This window comes from Nonomuraea basaltis (assembly GCF_005893125.1).
In the GTDB taxonomy this organism is placed as follows: Bacteria; Actinomycetota; Actinomycetes; order Streptosporangiales; family Streptosporangiaceae; genus Nonomuraea; species Nonomuraea basaltis.
The window spans coordinates 67,319-90,180 of record NZ_VCJS01000018.1 but is presented as its reverse complement, the minus strand read 5'-3'; the positions used below and the strand labels follow the sequence as shown (position 1 = coordinate 90,180).

Here is a 22,862-nt window from a genome sequence, read left to right as displayed (position 1 = left end):
CGGCGCCTGAAATCTGCCACGAATTTCACCCATATACCCCATCCCCACCCGCGCGTCGGCCCGGCTTCGCGTCGGCGTCCGTCCGGCGTCCGCCGGCGCGGGCTGGTCTGCCGGGGCGCGGAAGGGTGAGCAGCCACGTCACCGGAGTTTCCAGCGCGGTTTGAACACCGACAGCACGGTCGCGATCAACAGCATGGCGATCTGCCCGCACAGCACCGCGACCTGGCTCCACTGCCGAGTGGCGACGGCCTGCCTGGCGCCTTCGGTGGCGGCGGCCATTCCTTCGGGATCGAACAGGAACATGCCGAGGCAGATGACCGCCACCAGCAGAACCAACTTGATCACGATCCAGTAATAGCGAAACAGCCCCCAATGGCTGCCCAGGCCGAGCGTGATGCCGGTGATCAATGCGGTGACGCTGAGCGGTATGCCGCCCGCGAACACGAGGATCGGCATCAGCCGATAGGCGGCGTGTGCCAGCTCCAGATCCTTGGTCAGCGCCGCCGCCGTATTCAGCGCCACCAGCCCCCACACCTCGCCGACCAGCGCGACGGAGACGACGATGTGGATGACCAAGACCGTCTTGCGGATACCTGGCCGCATCGCTCTCACCTCACCCCTTGATTCAGAAACTCCGGCCATCGTCGTGGCTTTGTTCACGCGGGGCATCCACCCACAGGTGGTGCTCCAGGTACGCCGATCGGCGTAGCGGGATTCTCAAAGTTTCAGGTGATCCTTGCTTATGCGGCGGTGAAAGACTGCCCCGTCGATCTCACCGTCAGCCAAATCAATGTCGTTTACCGCCTGGTCGGTGCAGTCTGAATGCCGTGCGCCGGCGACTGGCGCGAAAACCGAGTGCCAAGAAATCGAGGGTCCTCCTTGACCTCGGTGAGGGCTTTTTGGGTTGCGAGCCGGGCTGCCTGCCGCGATTGTTATTTGCGGCACCTCACAGCCCTGCACAAACGAGTATGGCGCCGGGAATTCCCGCGCCTATCAATGGAGGAAACCAAACATGTTCCGTCGTATTCTGGCCGGCGCGGCAATCGCGGCCGCCGCCCTTGGCTTCTCCGCCACCGCCGCGTCCGCCGACATCGGCCCCAACGAGACCGGCGCGCAGCTAGCTGCGATCAACCTCCCGGTGGAGGTCGGCGACTGGCTGAACAACGCGCTCAGTCAGGCCGAGCTCTTGAGCCGGAACTCGCTCGTCTTCAATGCACCGATCCTGAACGGTTCCCCCATCGCGCCGCTGTTCAGCACCGTCGCCATCCCGCGGTCGTAGGTCGGCCACGGCAACGCAGACAGCGACGCCGGGGTGGCGGCATCCACTTGTGACGCTCGTCGCGTGGCGTAGGCAGGAGGGTCGATGCGCGGCTGCCGTATGAACGGAAGCCATCTGGCCAGAAATGACCCTCCTGGTGCCTAGGTGAGCCGACGGAGCTCGTCGTGGAGACTCGCGAGGCCACGAAAAGCTCTTGAGGACACCGAAATGTTCAGCGTCGTGCGGCCCAGGTCGCTCCTGGGCCGCACGGCTCAACCTCACACGTCGATGCCGGTACGGCCCGCGCCCGGCCGGATCACCCCCATCAACCGCGGCCTGTCCAGCCGATCCAGCCGCACGAGCGCCCCCGTGAACGGCGCGTGCACGATACTTCCCGCGTCCGCGGCGATGCCGACGTGTTCCGGCCCTGGACTGTCCGGCGAGTTGTCGTAGAAGACCAGATCCCCCGGTTCCACGAGCTCCTTCGGTACCTGGATCCCGGAATGCCATTGCTCCCGCGTGGTGGATCCGATCAGCGTCCCCGCCCGCGCGTACGCGTACTCGGTGAGCCCCGAGCAGTCGAATCCCTTGATCTTGGCCCCCTTCCCTATCCCGTAACCGGGCCCGTGCACCCCACCGCCGCCCCACGAGTACGGGACGCCGATCATTTCCAGCGCCGCCCGCAGCGCGATGCTCCCGGTCGCCGACCTGATGCCGGCGGCGCCGGCCAGTGCGGGGACCGAATGCACGACGCACACGATGGCGCATGCCGCCGCTGTCAGTGGTCGCGCCCATCTTCCGTTCATGGCATATTCAGCGCCCCCCGAATCGCTGCCCTGCGAGTGTTGTCTGCTGCGTGACTTTCTCCCTCTCTATAGGGATAAACGCTTTCGGACAAAACCCCACGAGACGGAAATTTCGCGATTATTCGGGCGTCGGCGCGCCAGGTCAGATACGGGTATACGACTCCGGCCGGATATTCGTCTCCGGACCGTCAACGGTGAACGACAACGCCTGATTCAACGCCGATTCCGGGAAGTGGATCGGAAATACTCCGCCGCATTCTTGGCGGCACCGCCGTTCAGATCTGGGCCCAGGGCGGGTGCGAGGACCAGGCGGGGCGCCGCTCGGGAGATCCTCGGTAAACCCGCTGGTAGCGGGGCCCGAGCGCGCCTGCACGGGCGCCGCCGCGTCACCCTGCCGACGCGCGGAGGGCCGCACCGCCGGGCACTTCAGGATTTCTCACTAATTCGGTCATATTCTCGCGAAAATTACATAGTGAAACATACTTCGTGTAACCTTGGTTCTGGCTAATCCTCAGTGGGTGCAGGTTCGGCAACAACCCCCGAAGCATGCGTGTTGGGGGGTGCGAGGAGCGTGGGCGGTCTCGAAGAGCGGCTGCTCTACCAGGACGAGCAACTCAAGATCACAGTGCGCTCGGCTGACGGGGCACCGGCCGTCACGCTGATCGGCGAGATCGACGCCACCAACAGCAGCGCGCTGGCCTTGGTCCTGGCGAGCTGTCGCCAGGACGCTTACATCACCGTCGACACCGGAGCGCTGACCTTCATCGACGTCTCGGGGCTGCGCGTGCTGGTCATGCCCACGCTGCCCCCGTCGCAGCGCTGGATCCGGCTGCACAACGTCACGCCGTACCAGCGGCGCCTGCTGCGCATGATGGGCTGGTACTACGAGCCCCGCGCCCATCACCTGCCCCTATAGCCCGCTCTCTCACCTGCCAGGCAGGCCGGCGAAGGCGACCGCGGCCGAAGTGCCCAGCCCCGTCGGGCCGCGGAGTGAGAAGCGCGGCGGCCGGTTGTGGCGCAGCAGGGACTCCTCGTCGTAGCGGAAACAGCCGCGGTGCCAGTTGAGGATGCCGGCCAGCCAGTTCCGCAGCTCTGCCACGAACGCGCCGAGGTCGTCCCGGGCCTCGGCGTCCAGCCCGAAGTCGTCGCACACGATGGGCAGCTCGTGCTCGACGATGTGCTCGAACTGCTTCACCCGCGAGGTCAGCAGGTCGTTCACGATGGTCAGCGCCGCCGGGTAGTCGCAGTCGAAGAAGCTCTGCACCACGAGGACGCAGTTGTGCACCTCGCCCTCGAACTCGATCTCCTTCTGGTAGGAGAAGATGTCGTTGACGAGCAGCCCGGAGTCCATCATGGCGTTCTCCATCGCCCGCATCGGGCCGCTCTCGTACACCTCCTCGGGGATGCCCTTGCTGTGCCGCAGCCGGCTCAGGCTCATGGTCATGTCCGAGCCGAAGGTCAGCCGGCGCATCTCCATGTAGTCCACCGGGTCGGGGATGTGGTGGGCCACCTCGTTGGCCAGCTCCCACAGCCACCCCTCGCACATCCGCTCGACCGCCCGGCGGAGCTTGCGGCGGTCCCCGAGCGGCATCGGCGCGACCGTGCGGGCCCAGACGTCGGCCAGCCCGCGCTCCAGCGCGCTGGCGGGCGGTGGCGCGGGCGTCCCGTCCAGCGGCATGAACGCCGAGAACCGGGCAACCGTGATCCTGGCGGCGACGAGGCTGCGCGACCTGCCGAAAACGGCCGGGAAGTAGTCGTCGCCATAGGTGCCCCAGGCCAGCCAGAACGATGCCAGGTCCAGTTCTTCGGGGGTGGCGCCGGGATGCAGCCCCGCCGCGCACAGCGGCAGGTCGTTGTCGATCAGCTTCTCCTCGTCCCACACCGCCGACCCCACGACGCCGGGCTGGGCCTCCAGCATGCCCATCTCCCGGCACCAGGCCACCGTGTTGCGGCGGGCGGCGTCGAGGTGTGGCGAGAGCCTGAGCTGGAAGGGCACGTAGAGCTCGGGGATCCGGGAGGGCCCCACCCGCTGATAGGGAACGTGCGTGAAGTTCCTGATCCGCTTGGCCCCCAGCAGGTCCACGACCGACGACATGCCCAGGGGCCGGCTCGCCCGCGCCCGCTCGTTCATGTAGCGGCTCGATCGCATGTGCCACTCGTGCCCGCCCGACTGCCAGTCCTGCAGGCCCTTGACGTACGCCAGCACGCCGGCGGCGGTGAGCGGGTCGATCGCGTGCTCCGCGAACAGCGGCCCCAGCTCGGTGAGCGCGGTGTGCTCGAACTGCTGCAGCCGCGAGGTCAGCAGGTCGTTGACGGCGTCCGCGGCCTCCTGAGTGGTGCAGCCGAGGAAGGTCTCCAGCACCAGCACGCCGTTGCTCAGCTCGCCCTCCTCCCCGACCTCCCGCTGGTAGGAGAACAGGTCGTTGCGCAGGTGGACGGCGTCGGAGAAGGCGTCCTTCAGCACCCGCATCGGCCGGGTCCCGGCGATCCTGGCCGGCACCTCGGCCCCCACCGCGTGCTCGACCAGCCCCGCCGACCACGGCGCCCCGCCCACCTTGCGCCGCATCTCGATGTACTCGACCGGATTGGCGATCCGGCCCTTGTTGATGTTGGCCAGCTCCCAGAGCGACTCGTTGAGCAGGTTTCGCGTGCTCTCGGCGAAGCGCTCGCGCCATTCCCCCGACATGCCGGGCACCGTGCGGACCCACAGGTCGGCCAGGCCCGCCTCGACCGGGTTGGCCGGCTCGGGCATGGTCAGGTCCGCGCCCATCGGCATGAAGCAGGGGAGCCTGCCGAGGTACTCCTTGCTGCCCTCCAGGTCGCCCGTGCGCTTGAAGACCTCGAGGAAGTGGTCGTCGAAGAAGAAGACCCACACGTACCAATCGGTGATCAGGCAGAGCTCGGCGCCGTCGCAGTCGGGATGGGTGTAGGCGCACATCAGCGAGTAGTCGTGGGCGTCGAGGTCGGCCTCCTCCCAGACGCCCGATCCTTCGAGCATGCCCATGTCGCGCGCCCACTGTTTGGAGTGCGCGCGTGCCTCTTCGAGATGCTGGTTGAGCCGCGCCGGGTACGGCATGTAGAAGTCCGGCAGTTCGAACGGCTGGGTCATGATCACTCCTTAAACCTGGGCGTTCTCCAGCGCGCCGAGCGCGTCCGGCACCAGGACCGCGGCCGAGTAGTAGGCGCTGACCAGGTACGACGCGATTCCCCTCGCGTCGACGCCGGTGAATTTCACGCCGAGCCCCGGCTCGCGCTCGCCGGGCACGCCGGTCTGGCGCAGGCCGACGACCCCCTGGTCCGCTTCGCCCGTCCGCATGACGAGGATCGAGCTGGTGCCCGCCCGGCTGACGGGGATCTTGTCGCAGGGCAGGATGGGCACGCCGCGCCAGGCGGTCAGCCTGGCCCCGTGCAGCTCGACGCAGTCGGGGTAGACGCCCTGGGCGCTGCACTGCCGGTGGAAGGCGGCGATGGCCCGCGGGTGGGCGAGGAAGTAGCGGGACTTCTTCCTGCGGCAGAGCAGCGCGTCCAGGTCGTCGGGTCCCGGCGGGCCCGTACGCGGGTGGATCCGCTGCCCGCGGTCGACGTTGTGCAGCAGCCCGAAGTCGCGGTTGTTCACCAGCTCGCGCTCCTGCGACTCGCGCACCGCCTCGATCGTCAGCCTGAGCTGCTCCTCGGTCTGGTCCATGGGCTGGTTGAACAGGTCGGCGACCCGGGTGTGGACGCGGAGCACGGTCTGCGACACGCTCAGCTCGTACTCGCGCGGTCCCGGGTCGTAGTCCGCGAACGTGCCGGGGAGCACGGGCTCGCCCCGGTGCCCGGCGGCGATGGCGATGGCGGCCTCGCCCCACTTGTTCCGGGGCCTGGACATCCTGGCGCGGTGGCGTTCGAGCTGGGCGCGCAGCGACGGGGACTGCGCGGCCGCCGCGTGGAGCTCCTCCCAGGGGAGGGCCAGCACCGTGCAGGCGGTGCCGGCCTCCAGGGTGAACTCCCAGGCCCCGCCCGGGAGCTCGGCCCCGGCGTGGTCGCCCTCGGCCAGCGAGTCGCGCACGAGGCGGTCGCCGTACTCGCCGGACTGGAGCCGGGTCACCCTGCCGTGGGCGATCAGGAGGATCTCGTCGGCCGGCCGTCCGGCCCGCGCGATCGTGTCTCCCGGCGCGAAATCCCGCTGCTCGAACAGCCGCGCGAGGGTCTCGAGGACGTCGCCGTCCTCGAGACCGTGCAGTGGCGGCAGCTCGGTCAGGCTCGGTGGGACCACCCGGATCCGACTGCCGGTGCCGGAGAAGCTCACCCGGCCGCCGCCGACCGGGTATGTGAGCCGCCGGTTCACCCGGTAGACGCCGGCTGCGACGTCGACCCACGGGAGCACCCGCAGCAGCCAGCGCGGTGAGATCTCGCACATCTGCGGGGGCGTCTTGGTCGTCGTGGCGAGCCTGCGCGCCGCCGCGGTGCCGAGGCTCAGCCGCGCTTCCCGCTGGTCCGACTCAGTCATCGCAGGCTAGCCGTTCCTGCCGATCTCGACGTCCTCCAGGATGCCCAGCGCGTCGGGCACCAGGACGGCGCACGAGTAGTAGGCGCTGACCAGGTAGGAGACGACGGCCTTCTCGTTGATGTTCATGAAGCGGACGGAGAGGCTGGGCTGGTACTCGTCAGGGATGCCCGTCTGGTGCAGGCCGACGACGCCCTGCTTCTCCTGGCCGGTCCGCATGAGCAGGAACGACGTCGTCCGCGTGCCGGAAATCGGGATCTTGTTGCATGGGAAGATCGGCACGCCCCGCCAGGCCGGCACCCGGTGCCCGCTGACCTCGCTGGACTGCGGGTAGACGCCGAGCTTGCTGCACTCCCTGCCGAACGCGGCGATGGCCTGCGGGTGGGCCAGGAAGAACGCCGGCTCCTTCCACACGGTGGCCAGCAGGTCGTCGAGGTCGTCGGGGGTGGGCGGGCCGGAGCGGGTGCGGATGCGCTGGCTGAAGTCGGCGTTGTGGAGCAGGCCGAACCCGCTGTTGTTGATCAGCTCATGCTCCTGGCGCTCGCGCAGGGCCTCGATCGTGAGGCGGAGCTGCTGGTCGAGCTGGCTCATCGGCTGGTTGTACAGGTCCGAGACCCGGCTGTGCACGCGCAGGACCGTCTGGGCCACGCTCAGCTCGTACTCGCGCGGGCTCTGCTCGTAGTCCACGAACGTGCCGGGCAGCACGGGCTCGCCGGTGTGGCCCGACGCCATGTCGATCGCGGCCTCGCCATAGTCGTTGTGGGCGCGGTCGCTGCTGGAGCGCCACCTCTCCACATGGTCGCGCAGCGCGGGCGACTGCTCGGCGATCTGCTCGAAGTCCTGCCGGGAGAGCGACAGCACGGTGGTGGCCGTCTTGGCCCGCGCGCTGAACGCGAACTCGCCGCCGTCGACGAGCGCCTGCTCGCCGAGGTAGTCGCCGTCGGCCAGAGTGCCGAGGTGCTGCTCGTCGCCATAGGCGCCGTGGCTTGTCTTGCGTACGCGGCCGTGGGCGATCAGCACGAGCCGGTCCCCGGGGCTGCCCTCGGTGACGATGTCCTGATCGGCCGCGACCTCGCGCTGCGTGAAGCGATCGGCCAGCGCTTCGAGCACCTCCTGGTCGTCGAAGCCGCGCAACATGGGGAGCTCGGTCAGCTCGGCCGGGATGACGCGCACCTCCGAGCCGGTGTTGGTGAACGTGATGCGGCCATCCCCCAGCGTGTACGTCAGCCGCCGGTTGACCCGGAACACGCCGCCGGAGCACTGCACCCACGGCAGCAACCGCAGCAGCCACCGTGAGGTGATCTCCTGCATCTGCGGAGGCGTCTTGGTCGTGGTCGAGAGCTGTCTGGCGGCATCGGTGCTGAGGCTCAGCTGTCCGTTGCCGTTCTCAGGGCCGGTGGTGTGAGTGGTCGTTTCGGTCATCGTGCACCTTCCTTGCTGGGCCTAGCCGGGGTTGCGAGTGGATCGGAGTTCGGGTGGGAGGGAGAACGTCAGGGTCTCTTCGGTCAGGGTCACCTGCTCCACGTCGGTGTAGCCGCGGGCGGCGAGCCAGCCGAGTAACTCCTTGACCAGCCGCTCGGGGACGGAGGCGCCGCAGCTCACGCCGACGGTCTTCACGCCGCGCAGCCACCCCTCGTCCGCGTCGGCCGCCCGGTCGACCAGGTAGGCAGCGTCCGCGCCGGCGTTCCGGGCGACCTCGACCAGCCGCTGGGAGTTGGAGGAGTTGGCCGAGCCGACGACGACCACCAGCTCGCATTCCGGGGCGATTCTGGTGATCGCTTCCTGGCGGTTCTGGCTGGCGTAGCAGATGTCGTCGCTGGGTGGGTCGGCCAGCTGGGGGAAGCGCCCGCGCAGCTCGGTGACGGCGCGCATGGTCTCGTCCACGGCCAGCGTGGTCTGCGACAGCCAGCTCACCCGCCCGGAGCCGCTCGCCGTCACCTCGTCCGGGCGGGCCGGGTCCACGACGTGGATGCGGCCGGGGGCCTCGCCGAGGGTGCCCTCGACCTCCTCGTGCTCGGCGTGCCCGATCAGCACGATCTCGTAGCCCGCCTCAGCGAGCCGGGTGGCCTCCTTGTGGACCTTCGTGACCAGCGGGCAGGTCGCGTCGATCGTACGCAGCCCGCGCCGGTCCGCCTCCTCCTTGACCGTCGGCGAGACGCCGTGGGCGGAGAAGACCACGAGCGCGTCGTCGGGGACCTCGTCGAGCTCGTCGACGAAGACCGCGCCGCGGCCGGTGAGTTCGCCCACCACGGAGGTGTTGTGAACGATCTGTTTACGCACGTAAACGGGGGGTCCGAAGCGCTTCAGCGCCTCCTCGACCGTGACGATCGCGCGTTCGACGCCCGCGCAGAAGCCGCGCGGCGCCGCGAGAAGTACCCGTCCCATCTGGGAGCCCCTTACCTGGTGCGGTGCGCGAGCTGATCGGCCAGCACGGCCAGCGCGCTCGCGGCCTCCGGCTTGATCTGGGCCTTGGCCAGGGCCGTCGCGGCCTCGCGCACCCGTTGTTCGATCATTTCCTCGACCTTGGCGACCGCTCCTGTGTCGAGCAGGATCCGGCGCAGGCCGGCGGCGCGTTCCTCGGTCAGCTCAGGGTCGCCGTGCCAGCGCCTGAGGTGCTCGCGCTGCGCCGGCGAGGCGTGCCTGACGGCATGCGCGATCAGTACCGTGTGCTTGCCCTCGCGCAGGTCGTCGAGCGCCGACTTGCCGGTCTCCGCCACCGAGCCGAACGTGCCCAGCACGTCGTCGCGCAGCTGGAATGCCTCGCCGAGCGGCACGCCGAAGCGGGAGTAGGAGTCCAGCAGCTCGGGGGAGGCACCGGCCAGGGCGCCGCCGATCTGCAGTGGCCGCTCCACGGTGTACTTGGCGGTCTTGAAGCGGATGACCGTCAGCGCCTCGTCCACGCTCGCGCCGGAGCGGAGCTGGCCGAGCATGTCGAGGTACTGGCCGCTGATGACCTCGGTGCGCATGGCGTCGAAGACGTGGTGCGCGGCCCGCAGCCGCGGCGGATCCACCCCGCACGACGACAGCATCGCGTCGGACCAGGCCAGGCTCAGCGTGCCGAGCAGGATGCCGCCCGCCTGGCCGAACGCCTCCGCGCCCGGTCCATCGTGCAGCCCCGCCAGGTTCTTGTGTACGGTCGCCCGCCCGCGGCGCAGCTCGCTGCCGTCCATGATGTCGTCGTGGATGAGCAGCCCCGCATGGCACAGCTCCAACGCCGCGGCGGCCTTGATGATCTCCTCGCAGTCGTCGCCGCCGGCTCCGCGCCAGCCCCAATAGCAAAGCTGTGGCCGGATGCGCTTGCCGCCGCCGAGGACGAAGTCGTTCAGCACCCGGTACGCCGCCTCCACGTCGGGATCGGAAAGCGGCGCGCGCCAGGTTTCGAGAAACCCGCTCAGGTGCTGATCAATGCGTGAACCAAGGGAGTGCTGAGTGAAGCTCACCGGCATTCGCACGGCTCCTTCTGTCAAGCGGTCACTACCCCCAGTTACTCATTGAATACCCAGTGTGTAAAGTGTCTTTTGTGACTCGTGGGCTCAGGAACGGGGCGTCGGCGCTGTGCCACGCGGCGCGCCGGAGACACGTCACAGGCCTTGACCGGCTCGCCGCTTCGATCAGGGAGGGGCGTGGGGGCTGCCGTGCAGCGCAGCCAGGGGCGTCAAGGGAGGCGGCCGTTTGACGCTCTACGTGGGGGTATGCGGCATATCAGCGGTGATGAGGAGGCCACCATGAAGGCAGTGACTTGGCACGGCAAGCGCGACGTCCGCGTCGAGAACGTGCCCGACCCCGCCATAAAGGAGCCCAACGACGCGGTCATCAAGGTCACCAGCAGCGGGATCTGCGGCTCCGACCTGCACCTGTACGAGGTGCTCGGCCCGTTCATGGCCGAGGGCGACATCCTGGGCCACGAGCCCATGGGGATCGTCGAGGAGGTCGGGTCCGCGATCAGCAACATCAAACCCGGCGACCGCGTGGTCATCCCGTTCAACATCGCCTGCGGCCACTGCCACATGTGCGGCATGGAGTTCTACGCGCAGTGCGAGACCACCCAAGTGCGCGAGCAGGGCACCGGCGCCGCCCTGTTCGGCTACACCAGGCTGTACGGCCAGGTGCCCGGCGGTCAGGCCGAATACCTGCGGGTGCCCGAGGCCCAGTTCGGCCCGATCAAGGTGCCGGCCGGACCGCCGGACGAGCGGTTCGTCTACCTGTCGGACGTGCTGCCCACCGCCTGGCAGGCCGTCGAGTACGCGGACATCCCCGACGGCGGCAGCGTCACCGTGTTCGGCCTCGGCCCCATCGGCCAGATGTGCGCCCGCATCGCCCGCCACCTCGGCCACCGGGTGATCGGCGTGGACGGCGTCTTCCAGCGCCTCGAGATGGCCCGCCGCCACGGCATCGAGGTCGTCGACGCGAGCGAGGTCTCGAACGTCCCTGAGGAGATCCGTCACCGGACGTCGGGACGCGGCACGGACTCCGTCATCGACGCGGTCGGCATGGAGGCCCACGGCTCGCCCGCCGCCAAACTCGCCCAGACGCTCACCGGCCTGCTGCCCGACGCGCTGGCCGCGCCGCTGATGTCGAATGCGGGCGTCGACCGGCTGGCGGCGCTCAACCAGGCCATCGACACCGTACGCCGGAGCGGCGTCATCTCCGTCATCGGCGTCTACGGCGGCATGACCGACCCGCTGCCCATGCTGCGCATGTTCGACAAGGGCATCACGCTGCGCATGGGCCAGGCCCATGTCAGGCGGTGGATCAGCCGGCTGATGCCGCTGGTGACCGACGACGCCGACCCGCTCGGTGTGATGGACCTGACCACGCACCGGATGCCGCTGGAGCAGGCGCCGAGGGCGTACGAAATGTTCCAGAAGAAGGCGGATGGGGCCGTCAAGATTCTGCTTGAGCCGTAAGGCTGCAGGTCATCGGGGTTTCGCGGGGCAGAGAGCGGGCAGCGGAGCGGTCATGAGAGTCGTTGTGGTAGGGGCTACCGGGAACGTCGGTACGAGTGTGGTACGCGCGCTGGCGGTGGACGACACCGTGTCCTCGATCGTGGGGGTCGCGCGCCGGCTGCCCGGGTGGCGGATCGACCGCACCGACTGGCGGCAGGCAGACGTGGCCACCGATGACCTGACGCGGATCTTCGACGGCGCGGACGCCGTGGTGCACCTGGCGTGGCTGTTCCAGCCGACCAGGGATCCGGCGACGACCTGGCGGTCCAACGTGCTCGGCAGCATGCGGGTCTTCCATGCGGCGGCCGAGGCCGGGGTGCCCGCCCTGGTCCACGCCTCGTCGGTGGGGGCGTACTCGCCGGGGCCGAAGGACCGGCCGGTGGACGAGAACTGGCCCACGCACGGTTGGCCGGGCGCCGCGTACGGGCGCGAGAAGGCGTACGTGGAGCGGGTGCTCGACGTCTTCGAGCACGATCATCCGAGCATCCGCGTGGTGCGGATGCGGCCGGGGTTCATCTTCCAGCGGGTGGCCGCGACCGAGCAGCGGCGGCTGTTCGGCGGGCCGTTCGTGCCGCGGCGGCTGGTGAAGGCGGGGCGGATCCCGTTCTTGCCGGACATTCCCGGACTGCGGCTGCAGGTGCTGCACGCCGAGGACGCGGCCGAGGCGTACCGGCTGGCCGTCACCCGGCCCGTGAGGGGCGCGTTCAACCTCGCGACCGAGCCCGTGCTCGAGCCGCACGACCTGGCCAAGCTCCTCGACACCCGCACGGTACGCGTCCCGCGCGGGCTGGCCAAGGCCGCCGTGGCGGCGGGATGGCACCTGAGGCTCGTGCCCGCCGCGCCCGGCCTGCTCGACCTGGCCCTGCGGCTCCCGGTCATGAATGTGGACCGTGCCAGAGACGTGCTCGGCTGGACGCCGCGGCACACGTCCTGGGACACCATGCGGGAGATGTTCGACGGGCTGTACGCCGGCGCCGGCATGGACACCGCGCCGCTCGCTCCCGACGGCGGCCCGGCCGGCCGGATCAAGGAGTTCGCCACAGGCGTTGGCGGGCGTTCGTCAAGCTAGCGGAGTGTAATTTCCTATTCCGTGGGAAGAGGTCTGGGCGACGTGAGGTCCTGAGGCGCGGCCTACGTGTCTGAACGACGCGGAGGAGCGGCATGGGCCTCTATTCACGGGCCGCCTTTGAGCAGGTTCTTCATCTCGACTTCTCGTCCGAGGGCGCCACGCCCTCGGGTTCCGCCGCGCGTCGCCGTGTCCAGGCCAGGTTGGAGGAGCCTGACATGCGCACCCTGTTGGCCCAGCCCTTCACGCTCCACGACGTCACGAATCTGCGCCGTGAGGTGGCCGAGCAGGCAGAGAGGTGCGGACTGAGCGGCCCGAGGCTGGACGACTTCGTCCTGGCCGTGCACGAGAGCATCGTCAACGCCATCGAGCACGCGGGCGGGCATGGTTACTTCAGGCTGTGGACGGTGGACGGCATCATCCGCGCGGAGACGACCGATCAGGGGTCGGGCATTCCCGAAGGCTACGTCGAGGGCCGCCGCCGGCCGTCCGGCCTCACGTCCACCGGACGAGGGATCTATCTCATCCGCCGGCTGTGCGACAACGCCGACTTCCGCACCGGTCCCCACGGCACCACGGTCCGGCTCACCATGCGGTTGCCGCGCGGCCCTGACCCCGGCGCGCGCCGGGTCATGAGGCGCATCAGGGTCTCGGCCGGCGGGCACCCGCAGGGCCGCTTCACGGCCTGACTCGCGTCCCCGGTCCCGTCTGACCTGGACGAGCGGCAGGTAGGCTCGCAGGAGACGGAAAGGGATCACTACGTGAGCGGCGAGCAGCTTTCCCCCGGGATCATCTCTCCGGTCCGGCGCATCGGGAGCAGGGTGTTCGATTTCGAGCGCCAGGTCGCCATCATGGCCATCGTCAACCGGACCCCCAACTCTTTCCACGACCAGGGCAGCACATACGCGCTCGACAGCGCCGTGTCGGCCGCCAAGCGGGCCGTGGACGACGGGGCCGACTGGGTGGACATCGGCGGGTTCGCCTTCAGCGCGGACCAGGAGCTGATCGGCGTGGACGAGGAAATCGACCGCGTCGCCCCCGTCATCGCGAAGGTCAGGGCCGCCACCGACGCCGTGATCTCGGTGGACACCCACCGGCCCGAGGTGGCGCGGGCGGCCATCGAGGCCGGCGCCGACGTCCTCAACGACACCAACGGCCTGCGCGAGCCCGGTATCGCCGAGGTCGCCGCGGCGGCCGGGGTGAGCGTGGTGGTCACCCACAGCCTCGGCGGCCCCGGCCGGCGGGTCTTCCGGCCGAGCTACGCCGACGTCGTCTCCGAGGTCGCGGACTTCCTGCGCGAGCGGGTCGCGTTCGCGCTGAAGGCGGGCATCGCCGCCGAAAAGATCATCATCGATCCCGGGCACGACCTGAACAAGAACACCTTCCATTCCCTGGAGCTGACGCGCCGGCTGGAGGAGATCGCCTCGATCGGATACCCGACGCTGGTGGCGCTGTCCAACAAGGACTTCATCGGAGAGACGCTCGACCGTCCGCAAGGAGAGCGGAAGGAGGGCACGATCGCCGCCAACGTGGTCTCCATCGTCAAGGGCGCCCGCATCCTGCGCGTGCACGACGTGCCCGCGACGGTCGCGTCCGTACGCATGACCGAGGCCGTGCTCGGCTGGCGCGGCCCCCTCTCACCCCGTCACAATCTGGCCTGAGGAGATGATGTGACCGAGCGCAAGCCGACCGGCGTCCCGTTCGAGACCTGGGTCGACCGGCAGATCCGCGAGGCGACGGAGCGCGGCGAGTTCGACGACCTGCCGGGCGCGGGCAAGCCCCTGCCGGGGCTGGACCGCCCGCACGACGACATGTGGTGGATCAAGCAGAAGGTGCAGAGCGAAGGGCTCACGATGCCGCTGCCGCCGACGCTGGCGCTGCGCAAGGAGGCGGAGGAGGCGCTGGCCCAGGCGCGCGGGGCCCGGTCCGAGGCCGAGGCACGGCAGATCATCGAGGACGTCAACCACAAGATTCGTGAGGCGATCAGGACGGGGCTGTCGGGTCCGCCGCTCAACCTGATGCCGTTCGACGTGGACGAGATCGTGTCGGAGTGGCGCAGGGCGCGATGAGGAGAAGGGGCCCGGGCCGCAAGGGCCGGACCCCTCCGTGAGCCGAGGGACCCGGGTCAGGCGGGCCCCTCCCGGCCGATGAGCGGACCCGGGTCAGGCGGGTCGCTCACCGGCCGGACGCCTCTCAGTTGATCGGCGGGTAGGCGTTCTGCAGCAGTTGACGGAACTGCGCGGAGAACCACTGGCCCGACAGCGGCGCGTCGGGCAGCGCACCCGACATGTTGAACTTGTTGAGGTTGTTGCCGGTGTACGTCGGGTCGCACATCCGGTCGAACTTCTTGCCCTCGTCGTTCGGGATGTCCTCGCTGGCGCCGTCGGACTCGCCCGGAGGCTTGATCCAGACGTAGGCGTCGAAGCCGGCCGCCGGGTTGGCCACGGGGCGCGCCCCCATGCCGGCACCGTTCTGGTTGCACCAGTTGCCGGCGTGGATGCGGCGGTCGACACGTGACTGGTCGACGAACGGGTTCAGCTCCGTCGAGGTGCTCGGCCCGGTCGGGCGGGCGCTGCCGCCCCAGCCGTTGCGCGAGGTGTCGATCAGCATGCCGAGCCCGGAGCGGAAGCCCTTGGTGATCAGCCGCGAACGCAGCTCCGTCGCGAAGGTCCGCTCGTCGATGTACCAGTTCCAGTCCACCCAGTTGGACTGCCGGATCGGCTGGTTGCCCACCGTGCCGTTGACGGTGAAGTACGGCTCGGTCGTGGCCGAGTAGTTGGCGGTGTTGACGACGAAGCCGTCCACGCTGTCCACGCCCGCGGTGGTGCCGGCGACGGTGTTGTAGAAGAGGTCGACCGCCGGTTGGAAGTTCGAGTCCCAGCCGAGCCAGGCGTGGTGGGCGGCGTCGATGTAGGTGTAGACGTTGGTGATGGCGTGCAGCTGGTTCAGCGCATACCGGACGCCGTCGACATAGCCGCCGGGGCCGTTGGCCTCGCGGCACTTCTCGAAGGCGTTGAGGTTGGTGACCAGGTTCGGCAGCGAGTCGGGCTCGATGATCGTGACGATGCGCAGGCTGGCGTACTTGGAGTCGCGCATGATGGCCGCGATCGGGTCGATGTACTCGGTCTTGTAGCGGTTGAACCCGTTCTGGGCGATGAGCAGCTCACCGCTGGAGGCCAGCGCCGAGCAGTCGCGGTTGGGCAGGTTGTAGATGACGACCTGGATGGTCAGCGGCGCGGAGCCGTTGGCGGCGTCCTGCCTGACGGCCTCGTCCAGATGGGCGCGCAGGCCCATGGCGGAGGAGTTGCCCGCGATGGCGGCGATGCGGTCCATCCACACGGCCGTGGAGGTGTTGGCCACCGCGGAGCCGCCCGGCTCGGCCGCGGCCTTCGCCGACCAGTTGGGGTTCACGTAGCCGGTGGCTCCGGCGTACGGGTTCTCGGCGTGGGTCGGGTTGGTGCCGCCGTCGTCGTCGGCCTCGGTGGCGGTGACCGTCCGCGAGGTCAGCCCGGTGGAGGCGACGTTGATCGTCCGGCTGCCGTTGGCGGTGTCGGAGTCCTGCGCGGCGGCCAGGGTCACCGTCTGCGGGGTGTTCCAGTTCGACGTGCTGAACGTGAGGTTGCCGCCGGAGGAGACGGTGATGTCGGTGTCGCCGGTGCCGGCCGTCGAGGTGACGCTCACGTTGCCGGTGGGCTGGGTGGCCAGCTGCACCGCGTAAGTGGCGGTGGAGCCCTCGGGCACGGTCACCGCGGTCGGCGTCACGATGATCGACTGCTCCTGGACGGCGTCGTCGTCCACCTCGGTGGCGTTGACCGTGGCGCCGGTGACGCCGTTGCCGCCGACGCTGAAGGCGGCCGTGCCGGCGGTGGTGTCGGAGTCCTGGGCCGCGGCCAGGGTGACGGTTTGCGCGGTGTTCCAGTTGCTCGGCGTGAAGGTGAGCGAGCCGCCTGAGCTGACGGTCAGGTCCGTGTCACCGCTGGTCCGCGCGGTGTTGACGGTCACGTTGGCGCTCGGCGCGGACGACAGCCGGGCGGTGAACGTGGCGGTGCCGCCCTCGTTGACCGCGACCGAGCTGGCCGAGACGACCACGGACGGGGTGGTGGAGGCGCCGCCGCAGGTGACGCCGTTGACCTTGAACGTCTCCGGGTTCGGGTTGCTGCCCGACCAGGTGCCGTTGTAGCCGATGGAGACGGAGGCGCCGGTGGCGAGGCTGCCGTTGTACGGCATGTTCGTGCCGGTCATGGTGGTGCCGGACTGGCTCCAGTTCGCGCCCCAGCCGGTCGGGGTGTACTTCTGGCCTGTGGTCGGGTAGTCGAAGGCCAGCGTCCACGACGTCAGCGGGTCGCCGGTGCTCTTCAACGTGATGTTCGCGGTGAAACCGCCCTGACCCGGGCTGCTCGTCCACGAGTTGGCAGAGTAGGTCACGTCGCAGGCGACCGCGGCGTTGGCGGCCGTGCTCTGGCCGACGACGAGCCCTAAGGCCGCGACACTCGCGGCGGTCACGGTCACGGCCCATTTGCGGAGGCCGCGTTGGAGTCTCACGAGCGATCATCTCCAGTGCTGCTAGGTAGCTGGGAGCGCTCCCATGGTGTGCCGGACTTGTGGCGCTGTACAGAGCGCGGCCCGCGCGGAGGTGTCCGCCGCCCCGCATGCTCGTTGAATGCCCCGGAACGCCGATGAAACTTTCATCCGGAGCAGCCTGGTGGGAGGAAACACGGGGGTTACCGAATAGCCATTCCGTTGACATACGCCGGAGGGCACCCACAATCCCCATTGGGAGCGCTCCCACACCCCTACTCCCATGGAGATCCCGTGAAGTACAGACCTCCTTCCCTCCTCTCCCGCTTATCGAGGCGTCTCGCCGTGGCCACGACCCTCGTCCTCGTCGCGGGTGCGACCACGGCGGTGGCGGCCGGCCCCGCCCAGGCCGCCGTTGCCTGCGACGTGACGTACGCGGCCAACCAGTGGACGAGCGGCTCGAACCAGGGCGGCTTCACCGCGAGCATCACGCTGAAGAACACCGGCGACCCCATCACGTCGTGGAGCCTGGCCTTCGACTTCCCGACCACGGGCCAGAAGTACACCCCGACCGGCTGGGGCGCGAACTGGAGCCAGTCCGGCACCCGCATGACCGGCACGAACATGTCGTGGAACGGCACCCTCGGCACCGGTGCCTCCACCAACATCGGCTTCCAGGGCACGTGGACGGGCAGCAACCCGAGTCCGGCCTCCTTCAGCGTCAACGGCGTCACCTGCGGCGGCACGGGCACCAACACGCCGCCCACCGTGTCGCTGACCTCGCCGACCGCCGGCCAGACGTTCACCGCCCCGGCCACCGTGCCGATCGCGGCCAACGCCGCCGACTCCGACGGCACGGTTTCCAAGGTCGACTTCTACCAGGGCTCCACGCTGCTCGGCACCGACACCTCGACGCCGTACAGCTACAACTGGACCAACGTGGCGGCGGGCAGCTACTCGATCACCGCCCGGGCCACCGACAACGGGGGTGAGGTCACCACCTCGGCGCCGGTCGGGATCACGGTCTCCGGGGACACGGGCCCGGCGCTCGTGGTGAGCCCGACGACCTTGTCCGTGCCGGAGGGCGGGAACGCGTCGTTCGGGGTGCGGCTGTCGCAGGCGCCCTCGGCGAACGTGACCGTCTCCGTCGCCAAGGTCAGCGGCGACGCCGACATCACGGTGCCGAACGCCAGCCGGACGTTCACGCCGGCCAACTGGAACACCGCGCAGGACGTCCAGGTGAGCGCGGCCCAGGACAGCGACACCACGAGCGGCTCCGCCGTGATCAGGGTGAGCGCGAGCGGCTACACGCCGGTCGACGTCAACGTCAGCGAGGCGGACGACGACGTGGGCGGCGACAACGAGTACGTCCAGCGTTTCGTCGAGATGTACAACGAGCTGCACGACCCGGCCAACGGCTACTTCTCGCCGGAGGGCGTGCCGTACCACTCGATCGAGACGTTCATGGTCGAGGCGCCGGACCACGGGCACGAGACCACGTCCGAGGCCTACAGCTATTACCTCTGGCTGGAGGCGGCCTACGGTCAGGTCACCGGCGACTGGTCGAAGTTCAACACCGCGTGGGCCTCGATGGAGAAGTACATCATCCCGGCCACCGCCGACCAGCCGACGAACTCCTTCTACAACCCGGCCAAGCCGGCCACCTACGCGGCCGAGTCGAACACGATCAGCAACTACCCGACGCAGATCGACACCAGCGTCTCCGTTGGCGCCGACCCGCTGGCGAGTGAGCTGCAGAGCGCGTACGGCACCCGCGACATCTACGGCATGCACTGGCTGCTCGACGTCGACAACACCTACGGCTTCGGCCGCTGCGGCGACGGCACCACCAAGCCCGCCTACATCAACACCTACCAGCGTGGCCCGGAGGAGTCGGTCTTCGAGACGATCCCGCAGCCGTCCTGCGACACCTTCGCCCACGGTGGGACCAACGGCTACCTGGACCTGTTCATCAAGGACAGCTCCTACGCCAAGCAGTGGAAGTACACCAACGCCCCCGACGCCGACGCGCGTGCCGTCCAGGCCGCGTACTGGGCGCTGACCTGGGCCAAGGCGCAGAACAAGGCCTCGGACATCTCCGGGACGGTGGCCAAGGCCGCCAAGATGGGCGACTACCTGCGCTACGCCATGTACGACAAGTACTTCAAGCAGCCCGGCTGCACGAGCCCCTCGTGCCCGGCGGGCACCGGCAAGAACTCCTCCGCCTACCTGCTGAACTGGTACTACGCCTGGGGCGGCGCGACCGACGCCAACGCCGGATGGGCCTGGCGCATCGGCTCCAGCCACAACCACTCCGGCTACCAGAACCCGTTCGCGGCCTGGGCGCTGTCGAACGTGACCGAGCTCAAGCCCAAGAGCTCGACCGGCGCGGCCGACTGGAACACCAGCCTGACCCGCCAGCTGCAGTTCTACAAGTGGCTGCAGTCGAACGAGGGCGCCATCGCCGGTGGCGCGACCAACAGCTGGGAGGGTCACTACGCGGCGCCGCCGAGCGGGCTGCCGAAGTTCCACGGCATGGCCTACGACTGGCAGCCGGTCTACCACGACCCGCCGTCGAACCAGTGGTTCGGCTTCCAGGCGTGGACGATGGAGCGGGTGGCCGAGCTCTACAACGTCACCGGCAACGCCGACGCCAAGGCCATTCTCGACAAGTGGGTGACGTGGGCGCTGGACAACACCACGATCAACGCCGACGGCAGTTACCAGATCCCGTCCACGCTGCGCTGGACCGGCCAGCCCGCGGGCGACTTCAACGCCACGACCGGCATGCCCCCGGCCAACCCGAACCTGCGTGTGACCGTCGTGGACCACACGCAGGACGTGGGCGTCGCCGGCGCCTACGCCAAGGTGCTGATGTACTACGCGGCCAGGGCCAACCACGCCGAGGCCAGGGACACCGCCAAGGCGCTGCTCGACGGCGTCTGGGAGAACCGCGACGCCGAGGGCGTGTCGGTGCCGGAGACCAAGGCCGACTACAGCCGCATCGACGACGCGGTGTACGTGCCGCCGGGCTGGAGCGGTGAGATGCCGAACGGCGACGCCATCAACTCCAGCTCGACGTTCATCTCGATCAGGTCGTTCTACCGGAACGACCCCGACTGGCCGAAGGTCGACGCCTACCTGAAGGGCACCGGACCGGTGCCGACCTTCAACTACCACCGGTTCTGGGCGCAGGTGGACGTCGCCGTCGCGCTCGCCGAGTACGGGCGGCTCTTCCCGTGAGAAAGGCAGCACTCATAGCCGCGGCGTCGCTGGTCCTGCCCCTGTTGGGGGCGGGGCCGGCGGCCCGTGCCGCCGTACCCGCCTTCGCCTACGGCGAGGCGCTGCAGAAGTCGCTGTGGTTCTACGAGGCCCAGCAGTCGGGCGCGCTGCCCGACTGGAACCGCGTCTCCTGGCGCGGCGACTCGGGCATGGACGACGGCAAGGACGCCGGCGTGGATCTCGCGGGCGGCTGGTACGACGCGGGCGACCACGTCAAGTTCGGCTTCCCGATGGCGTTCTCCGCCACCATGCTGGCCTGGGGCGCGGTCGAGTACCGCGACGCGTACGCCTCCTCAGGGCAGCTCACGCACCTGCTCAACAATCTCAAGTTCGTCAACGACTACTTCATCAAGGCCCACCCGTCGCCGAACGTGCTCTACGGGCAGGTCGGCAACGGCGGCACGGACCACGCCTGGTGGGGGCCGGCCGAGGCCATGCCGATGACGCGGCCCGCGTACAAGATCGACGCGTCCTGTGGCGGGTCGGACCTGGCGGGGGAGACGGCGGCGGCGATGGCGGCCTCGTCGATGGTCTTCCGCCCGACGAATCCGACTTATGCCGACACGCTGGTGACGCACGCCAAGCAGCTCTACTCCTTCGCCGACACCGTCAGGAAGAAGTACAGCGACTGCATCAGCGACGCGCAGGGCTACTACAACTCCTGGAGCGGCTTCAACGACGAGCTGGTGTGGGGCGCGATCTGGCTCTACCGGGCCACGAACGACGCCTCCTACCTGGCCAAGGCCGAGACCGGCTACGACAACCTCGGCACCGAGCCACAGACCAACATCAAGTCGTACAAGTGGACGATCGCCTGGGACGACAAGTCCTACGGCGCGTACGTGCTGCTCCACAAGCTGACCGGCAAGCAGCGCTACCTCGACGACGCCAACCGCTGGCTCGACTGGTGGACGGTCGGCGTGGACGGCGCCAAGGTCAAGTACTCGCCGGGCGGCCAGGCCGTGCTGGACCGGTGGGGATCGCTGCGGTACGCGGCCAACACCTCGTTCGCGGCGCTCGTGCACAGCGACTCGATCACCGACGCGACCCGGAAGGCCCGCTACCACGACTTCGCGGTACGGCAGATCAACTACGCGCTCGGCGACAACCCGCGCAACTCCTCCTACGTGATCGGATTCGGCACCAACCCGCCGAAGAACCCGCATCACCGCACCGCGCACGGCTCGTGGACGGACCAGATCACCACCCCCGAGCAGACCCGCCACACCCTGTACGGCGCGCTCGTCGGCGGCCCGCCCGACCCGGACGACGCCTACACCGACAAGCGTGACGACTACGTCATGAACGAGGTCGCCACCGACTACAACGCCGGCTTCACCAGCGCGCTGGCCAGGCTCTACAAGGAGTTCGGCGGAGCCCCGGCGGCGAACTTCCCGGTGGCGGAGACGCCGGACGGGCCCGAGATCTTCGTCGAGGCGGGCGTGAACGCCTCGGGGAGCAACTTCACCGAGATCAAGGCCATCGTCCGCAACCAGTCGGCCTGGCCCGCCAGGATCCTGTCCGACGGCTCGTTCCGCTACTACTTCACGCTCGACGGTTCGACGACGGCTGCGCAGGTCAGCGTGTCGTCGGCCTACACGCAGTGCAAGGCGCCCACGCTGCACGCGGCGGGCGGCAGCACGTACTACGTGTCCATCGACTGCTCGGGGCAGGCCATCGCGCCGGCCGGGCAGTCGCAGCACCGCAGGGAGGTGCAGTTCAGGATCAGCAGCTCGGGCACGTGGGATCCGGCCAACGACTGGTCGTACCGGAACATCCCTGCCACGCCCGGCGCCACGCCGGTCCGGACGAGCGACATCACCCTCTACAGCGGCGCCACCAAGATCTGGGGTGAGCCGCCGGGTCCGGAGGAAGAGGACGACACTGCGCCCAGCAAGCCCGGCAAGCCCGCGGTCTCCGCGATCACGGGCTCCACCGCCAGGCTGAGCTGGTCGGCCTCCACGGACAACGTGGGCGTGACGGGCTATGACGTCTACCTGGGGTCCACCAAGGCAGGCACGGCCACGAGCGCCTCCTTCGACCTGAGCGGTCTCACCCCTGCCACGTCCTACACCGCCCACGTGGTGGCGCGGGACGCGGCGGGCAACACCTCGGCGCCGTCGGACAGCACGACGTTCGCCACGACCGACGAGCCGCCGCCTCCGGGCGGCTGCACGGCGGCGTACAAGGTGACGAGCTCCTGGGACGGCGCGTTCCAGGCCGAGGTGACGGTGAAGAACGCGAGCACCTCGGCGATCAACGGCTGGACGGTCGCCTGGACCTCCCAGAACTCGATCAGCCAGCTGTGGGGCGGCAAGCACACCCAGGCCGGCTCCAGCGTCTCGGTCAAGAACGAGAGCTACAACGGCGCGCTCGCCCCGGGCGCCACCACCACGTTCGGCTTCATCGCCAACGGCACTCCCACCACCCCCGACCCGATCACCTGCACCCCCGCCTGAGCCCCGCCCCCGCCGCAGGAGCGGCGGGGGCGGTTCCAGCT

17 protein-coding genes are annotated in these 22,862 nt (G+C 69.2%); 9 read left to right on the top strand and 8 right to left on the bottom strand.

From position 1 onward, the window contains the following. Positions 1 to 138 precede the first annotated feature (138 nt). On the bottom strand, positions 139 to 603 hold the full coding sequence (locus tag EJK15_RS11470) for a hypothetical protein (protein WP_138710360.1): 465 nt from the start codon (positions 601 to 603) through the stop codon (positions 139 to 141). 409 nt (positions 604 to 1,012) lie between these two features. Between EJK15_RS11470 and EJK15_RS11465 the strand changes: the two genes are divergently transcribed. Next, on the top strand, positions 1,013 to 1,279 hold the full coding sequence (locus tag EJK15_RS11465; protein WP_138710359.1) for a hypothetical protein: 267 nt from the start codon (positions 1,013 to 1,015) through the stop codon (positions 1,277 to 1,279). A 257-nt stretch (positions 1,280 to 1,536) separates the two neighbouring features. On the opposite strand, the gene EJK15_RS11460 is transcribed toward EJK15_RS11465, so the two are convergent. Further along, on the bottom strand, positions 1,537 to 2,007 hold the full coding sequence (locus EJK15_RS11460; protein ID WP_171074242.1) for a C40 family peptidase: 471 nt from the start codon (positions 2,005 to 2,007) through the stop codon (positions 1,537 to 1,539). Between the two features lie 628 nt (positions 2,008 to 2,635). Between EJK15_RS11460 and EJK15_RS11455 the strand changes: the two genes are divergently transcribed. Further along, the gene (locus EJK15_RS11455; RefSeq protein WP_138710357.1) at positions 2,636 to 2,980 is read left to right on the top strand and encodes an STAS domain-containing protein; all 345 of its coding nucleotides are present in this window, start codon (positions 2,636 to 2,638) and stop codon (positions 2,978 to 2,980) included. 9 nt (positions 2,981 to 2,989) lie between these two features. Here EJK15_RS11455 and EJK15_RS11450 read toward each other — a convergent pair whose 3' ends face one another. From EJK15_RS11450 to EJK15_RS11430, 5 genes are read right to left on the bottom strand one after another with little or no spacing between them, the layout of a single operon-like run. Further along, entirely contained in the window at positions 2,990 to 5,173 is a 2,184-nt protein-coding gene (locus tag EJK15_RS11450; protein WP_138710356.1) for a terpene synthase family protein, read from the bottom strand. Between the two features lie 9 nt (positions 5,174 to 5,182). Continuing rightward, positions 5,183 to 6,553, bottom strand: a complete 1,371-nt coding sequence (locus EJK15_RS11445) for a family 2B encapsulin nanocompartment shell protein (RefSeq protein WP_138710355.1) — start codon at positions 6,551 to 6,553, stop codon at positions 5,183 to 5,185. 6 nt (positions 6,554 to 6,559) lie between these two features. Beyond that, positions 6,560 to 7,972: a family 2B encapsulin nanocompartment shell protein gene (locus EJK15_RS11440; protein WP_138710354.1), complete on the bottom strand. Its 1,413-nt coding sequence runs from the start codon at positions 7,970 to 7,972 to the stop codon at positions 6,560 to 6,562. Between the two features lie 21 nt (positions 7,973 to 7,993). Beyond that, a complete protein-coding gene (locus tag EJK15_RS11435; protein ID WP_138710353.1) occupies positions 7,994 to 8,935 on the bottom strand; it encodes a 4-hydroxy-3-methylbut-2-enyl diphosphate reductase in 942 nt (313 codons plus the stop codon). Between the two features lie 11 nt (positions 8,936 to 8,946). Next, positions 8,947 to 9,996: a polyprenyl synthetase family protein gene (locus EJK15_RS11430; RefSeq protein ID WP_138710352.1), complete on the bottom strand. Its 1,050-nt coding sequence runs from the start codon at positions 9,994 to 9,996 to the stop codon at positions 8,947 to 8,949. A 279-nt stretch (positions 9,997 to 10,275) separates the two neighbouring features. Between EJK15_RS11430 and EJK15_RS11425 the strand changes: the two genes are divergently transcribed. The 5 genes from EJK15_RS11425 to EJK15_RS11405 all read left to right on the top strand — a co-directional run bounded on the left by EJK15_RS11425 (position 10,276) and on the right by EJK15_RS11405 (position 14,631). Next, positions 10,276 to 11,457: a zinc-dependent alcohol dehydrogenase gene (locus EJK15_RS11425; RefSeq protein WP_138710351.1), complete on the top strand. Its 1,182-nt coding sequence runs from the start codon at positions 10,276 to 10,278 to the stop codon at positions 11,455 to 11,457. A 52-nt stretch (positions 11,458 to 11,509) separates the two neighbouring features. After that, positions 11,510 to 12,565, top strand: coding sequence for an NAD-dependent epimerase/dehydratase family protein (locus EJK15_RS11420; RefSeq protein ID WP_138710350.1), 1,056 nt, complete (start codon positions 11,510 to 11,512; stop codon positions 12,563 to 12,565). A gap of 215 nt (positions 12,566 to 12,780) precedes the next feature. Further along, positions 12,781 to 13,251: an ATP-binding protein gene (locus EJK15_RS11415; protein WP_171074241.1), complete on the top strand. Its 471-nt coding sequence runs from the start codon at positions 12,781 to 12,783 to the stop codon at positions 13,249 to 13,251. 72 nt (positions 13,252 to 13,323) lie between these two features. Continuing rightward, on the top strand, positions 13,324 to 14,223 hold the full coding sequence (gene folP / locus EJK15_RS11410) for a dihydropteroate synthase (protein ID WP_206060794.1): 900 nt from the start codon (positions 13,324 to 13,326) through the stop codon (positions 14,221 to 14,223). Positions 14,224 to 14,232: 9 nt separating this feature from the next. Beyond that, entirely contained in the window at positions 14,233 to 14,631 is a 399-nt protein-coding gene (locus EJK15_RS11405; RefSeq protein WP_138710348.1) for a DnaJ family domain-containing protein, read from the top strand. Positions 14,632 to 14,755: 124 nt separating this feature from the next. On the opposite strand, the gene EJK15_RS77140 is transcribed toward EJK15_RS11405, so the two are convergent. Further along, positions 14,756 to 17,104: a glycoside hydrolase family 6 protein gene (locus EJK15_RS77140; protein WP_138710347.1), complete on the bottom strand. Its 2,349-nt coding sequence runs from the start codon at positions 17,102 to 17,104 to the stop codon at positions 14,756 to 14,758. A 321-nt stretch (positions 17,105 to 17,425) separates the two neighbouring features. On the opposite strand from EJK15_RS77140, the gene EJK15_RS11395 reads away from it, so the two are divergent. Next, complete coding sequence (locus EJK15_RS11395; protein ID WP_138710346.1) at positions 17,426 to 20,323, top strand: glycoside hydrolase family 48 protein; 2,898 nt, start codon at positions 17,426 to 17,428, stop codon at positions 20,321 to 20,323. Continuing rightward, a complete protein-coding gene (locus tag EJK15_RS11390) occupies positions 20,266 to 22,821 on the top strand; it encodes a glycoside hydrolase family 9 protein (protein WP_138710345.1) in 2,556 nt (851 codons plus the stop codon). Before EJK15_RS11395 ends, EJK15_RS11390 begins: the two co-directional genes overlap by 58 nt. The last annotated feature ends 41 nt before the right edge of the window (positions 22,822 to 22,862 follow it).

What these genes read in the sequence shown, in the direction of transcription:
- EJK15_RS11470 (WP_138710360.1), bottom strand. Translation starts at nt 603, where the DNA reads ATGCGGCCAGGTATCCGCAAGACGGTCTTGGTCATCCACATCGTCGTC.
- EJK15_RS11465 (WP_138710359.1), top strand. Translation starts at nt 1,013, where the DNA reads ATGTTCCGTCGTATTCTGGCCGGCGCGGCAATCGCGGCCGCCGCCCTT.
- EJK15_RS11450 (WP_138710356.1), bottom strand. Translation starts at nt 5,173, where the DNA reads ATGACCCAGCCGTTCGAACTGCCGGACTTCTACATGCCGTACCCGGCG.
- EJK15_RS11445 (WP_138710355.1), bottom strand. Translation starts at nt 6,553, where the DNA reads ATGACTGAGTCGGACCAGCGGGAAGCGCGGCTGAGCCTCGGCACCGCG.
- EJK15_RS11440 (WP_138710354.1), bottom strand. Translation starts at nt 7,972, where the DNA reads ATGACCGAAACGACCACTCACACCACCGGCCCTGAGAACGGCAACGGA.
- EJK15_RS11435 (WP_138710353.1), bottom strand. Translation starts at nt 8,935, where the DNA reads ATGGGACGGGTACTTCTCGCGGCGCCGCGCGGCTTCTGCGCGGGCGTC.
- EJK15_RS11430 (WP_138710352.1), bottom strand. Translation starts at nt 9,996, where the DNA reads ATGCCGGTGAGCTTCACTCAGCACTCCCTTGGTTCACGCATTGATCAG.
- EJK15_RS11425 (WP_138710351.1), top strand. Translation starts at nt 10,276, where the DNA reads ATGAAGGCAGTGACTTGGCACGGCAAGCGCGACGTCCGCGTCGAGAAC.
- EJK15_RS11420 (WP_138710350.1), top strand. Translation starts at nt 11,510, where the DNA reads ATGAGAGTCGTTGTGGTAGGGGCTACCGGGAACGTCGGTACGAGTGTG.
- EJK15_RS11415 (WP_171074241.1), top strand. Translation starts at nt 12,781, where the DNA reads ATGCGCACCCTGTTGGCCCAGCCCTTCACGCTCCACGACGTCACGAAT.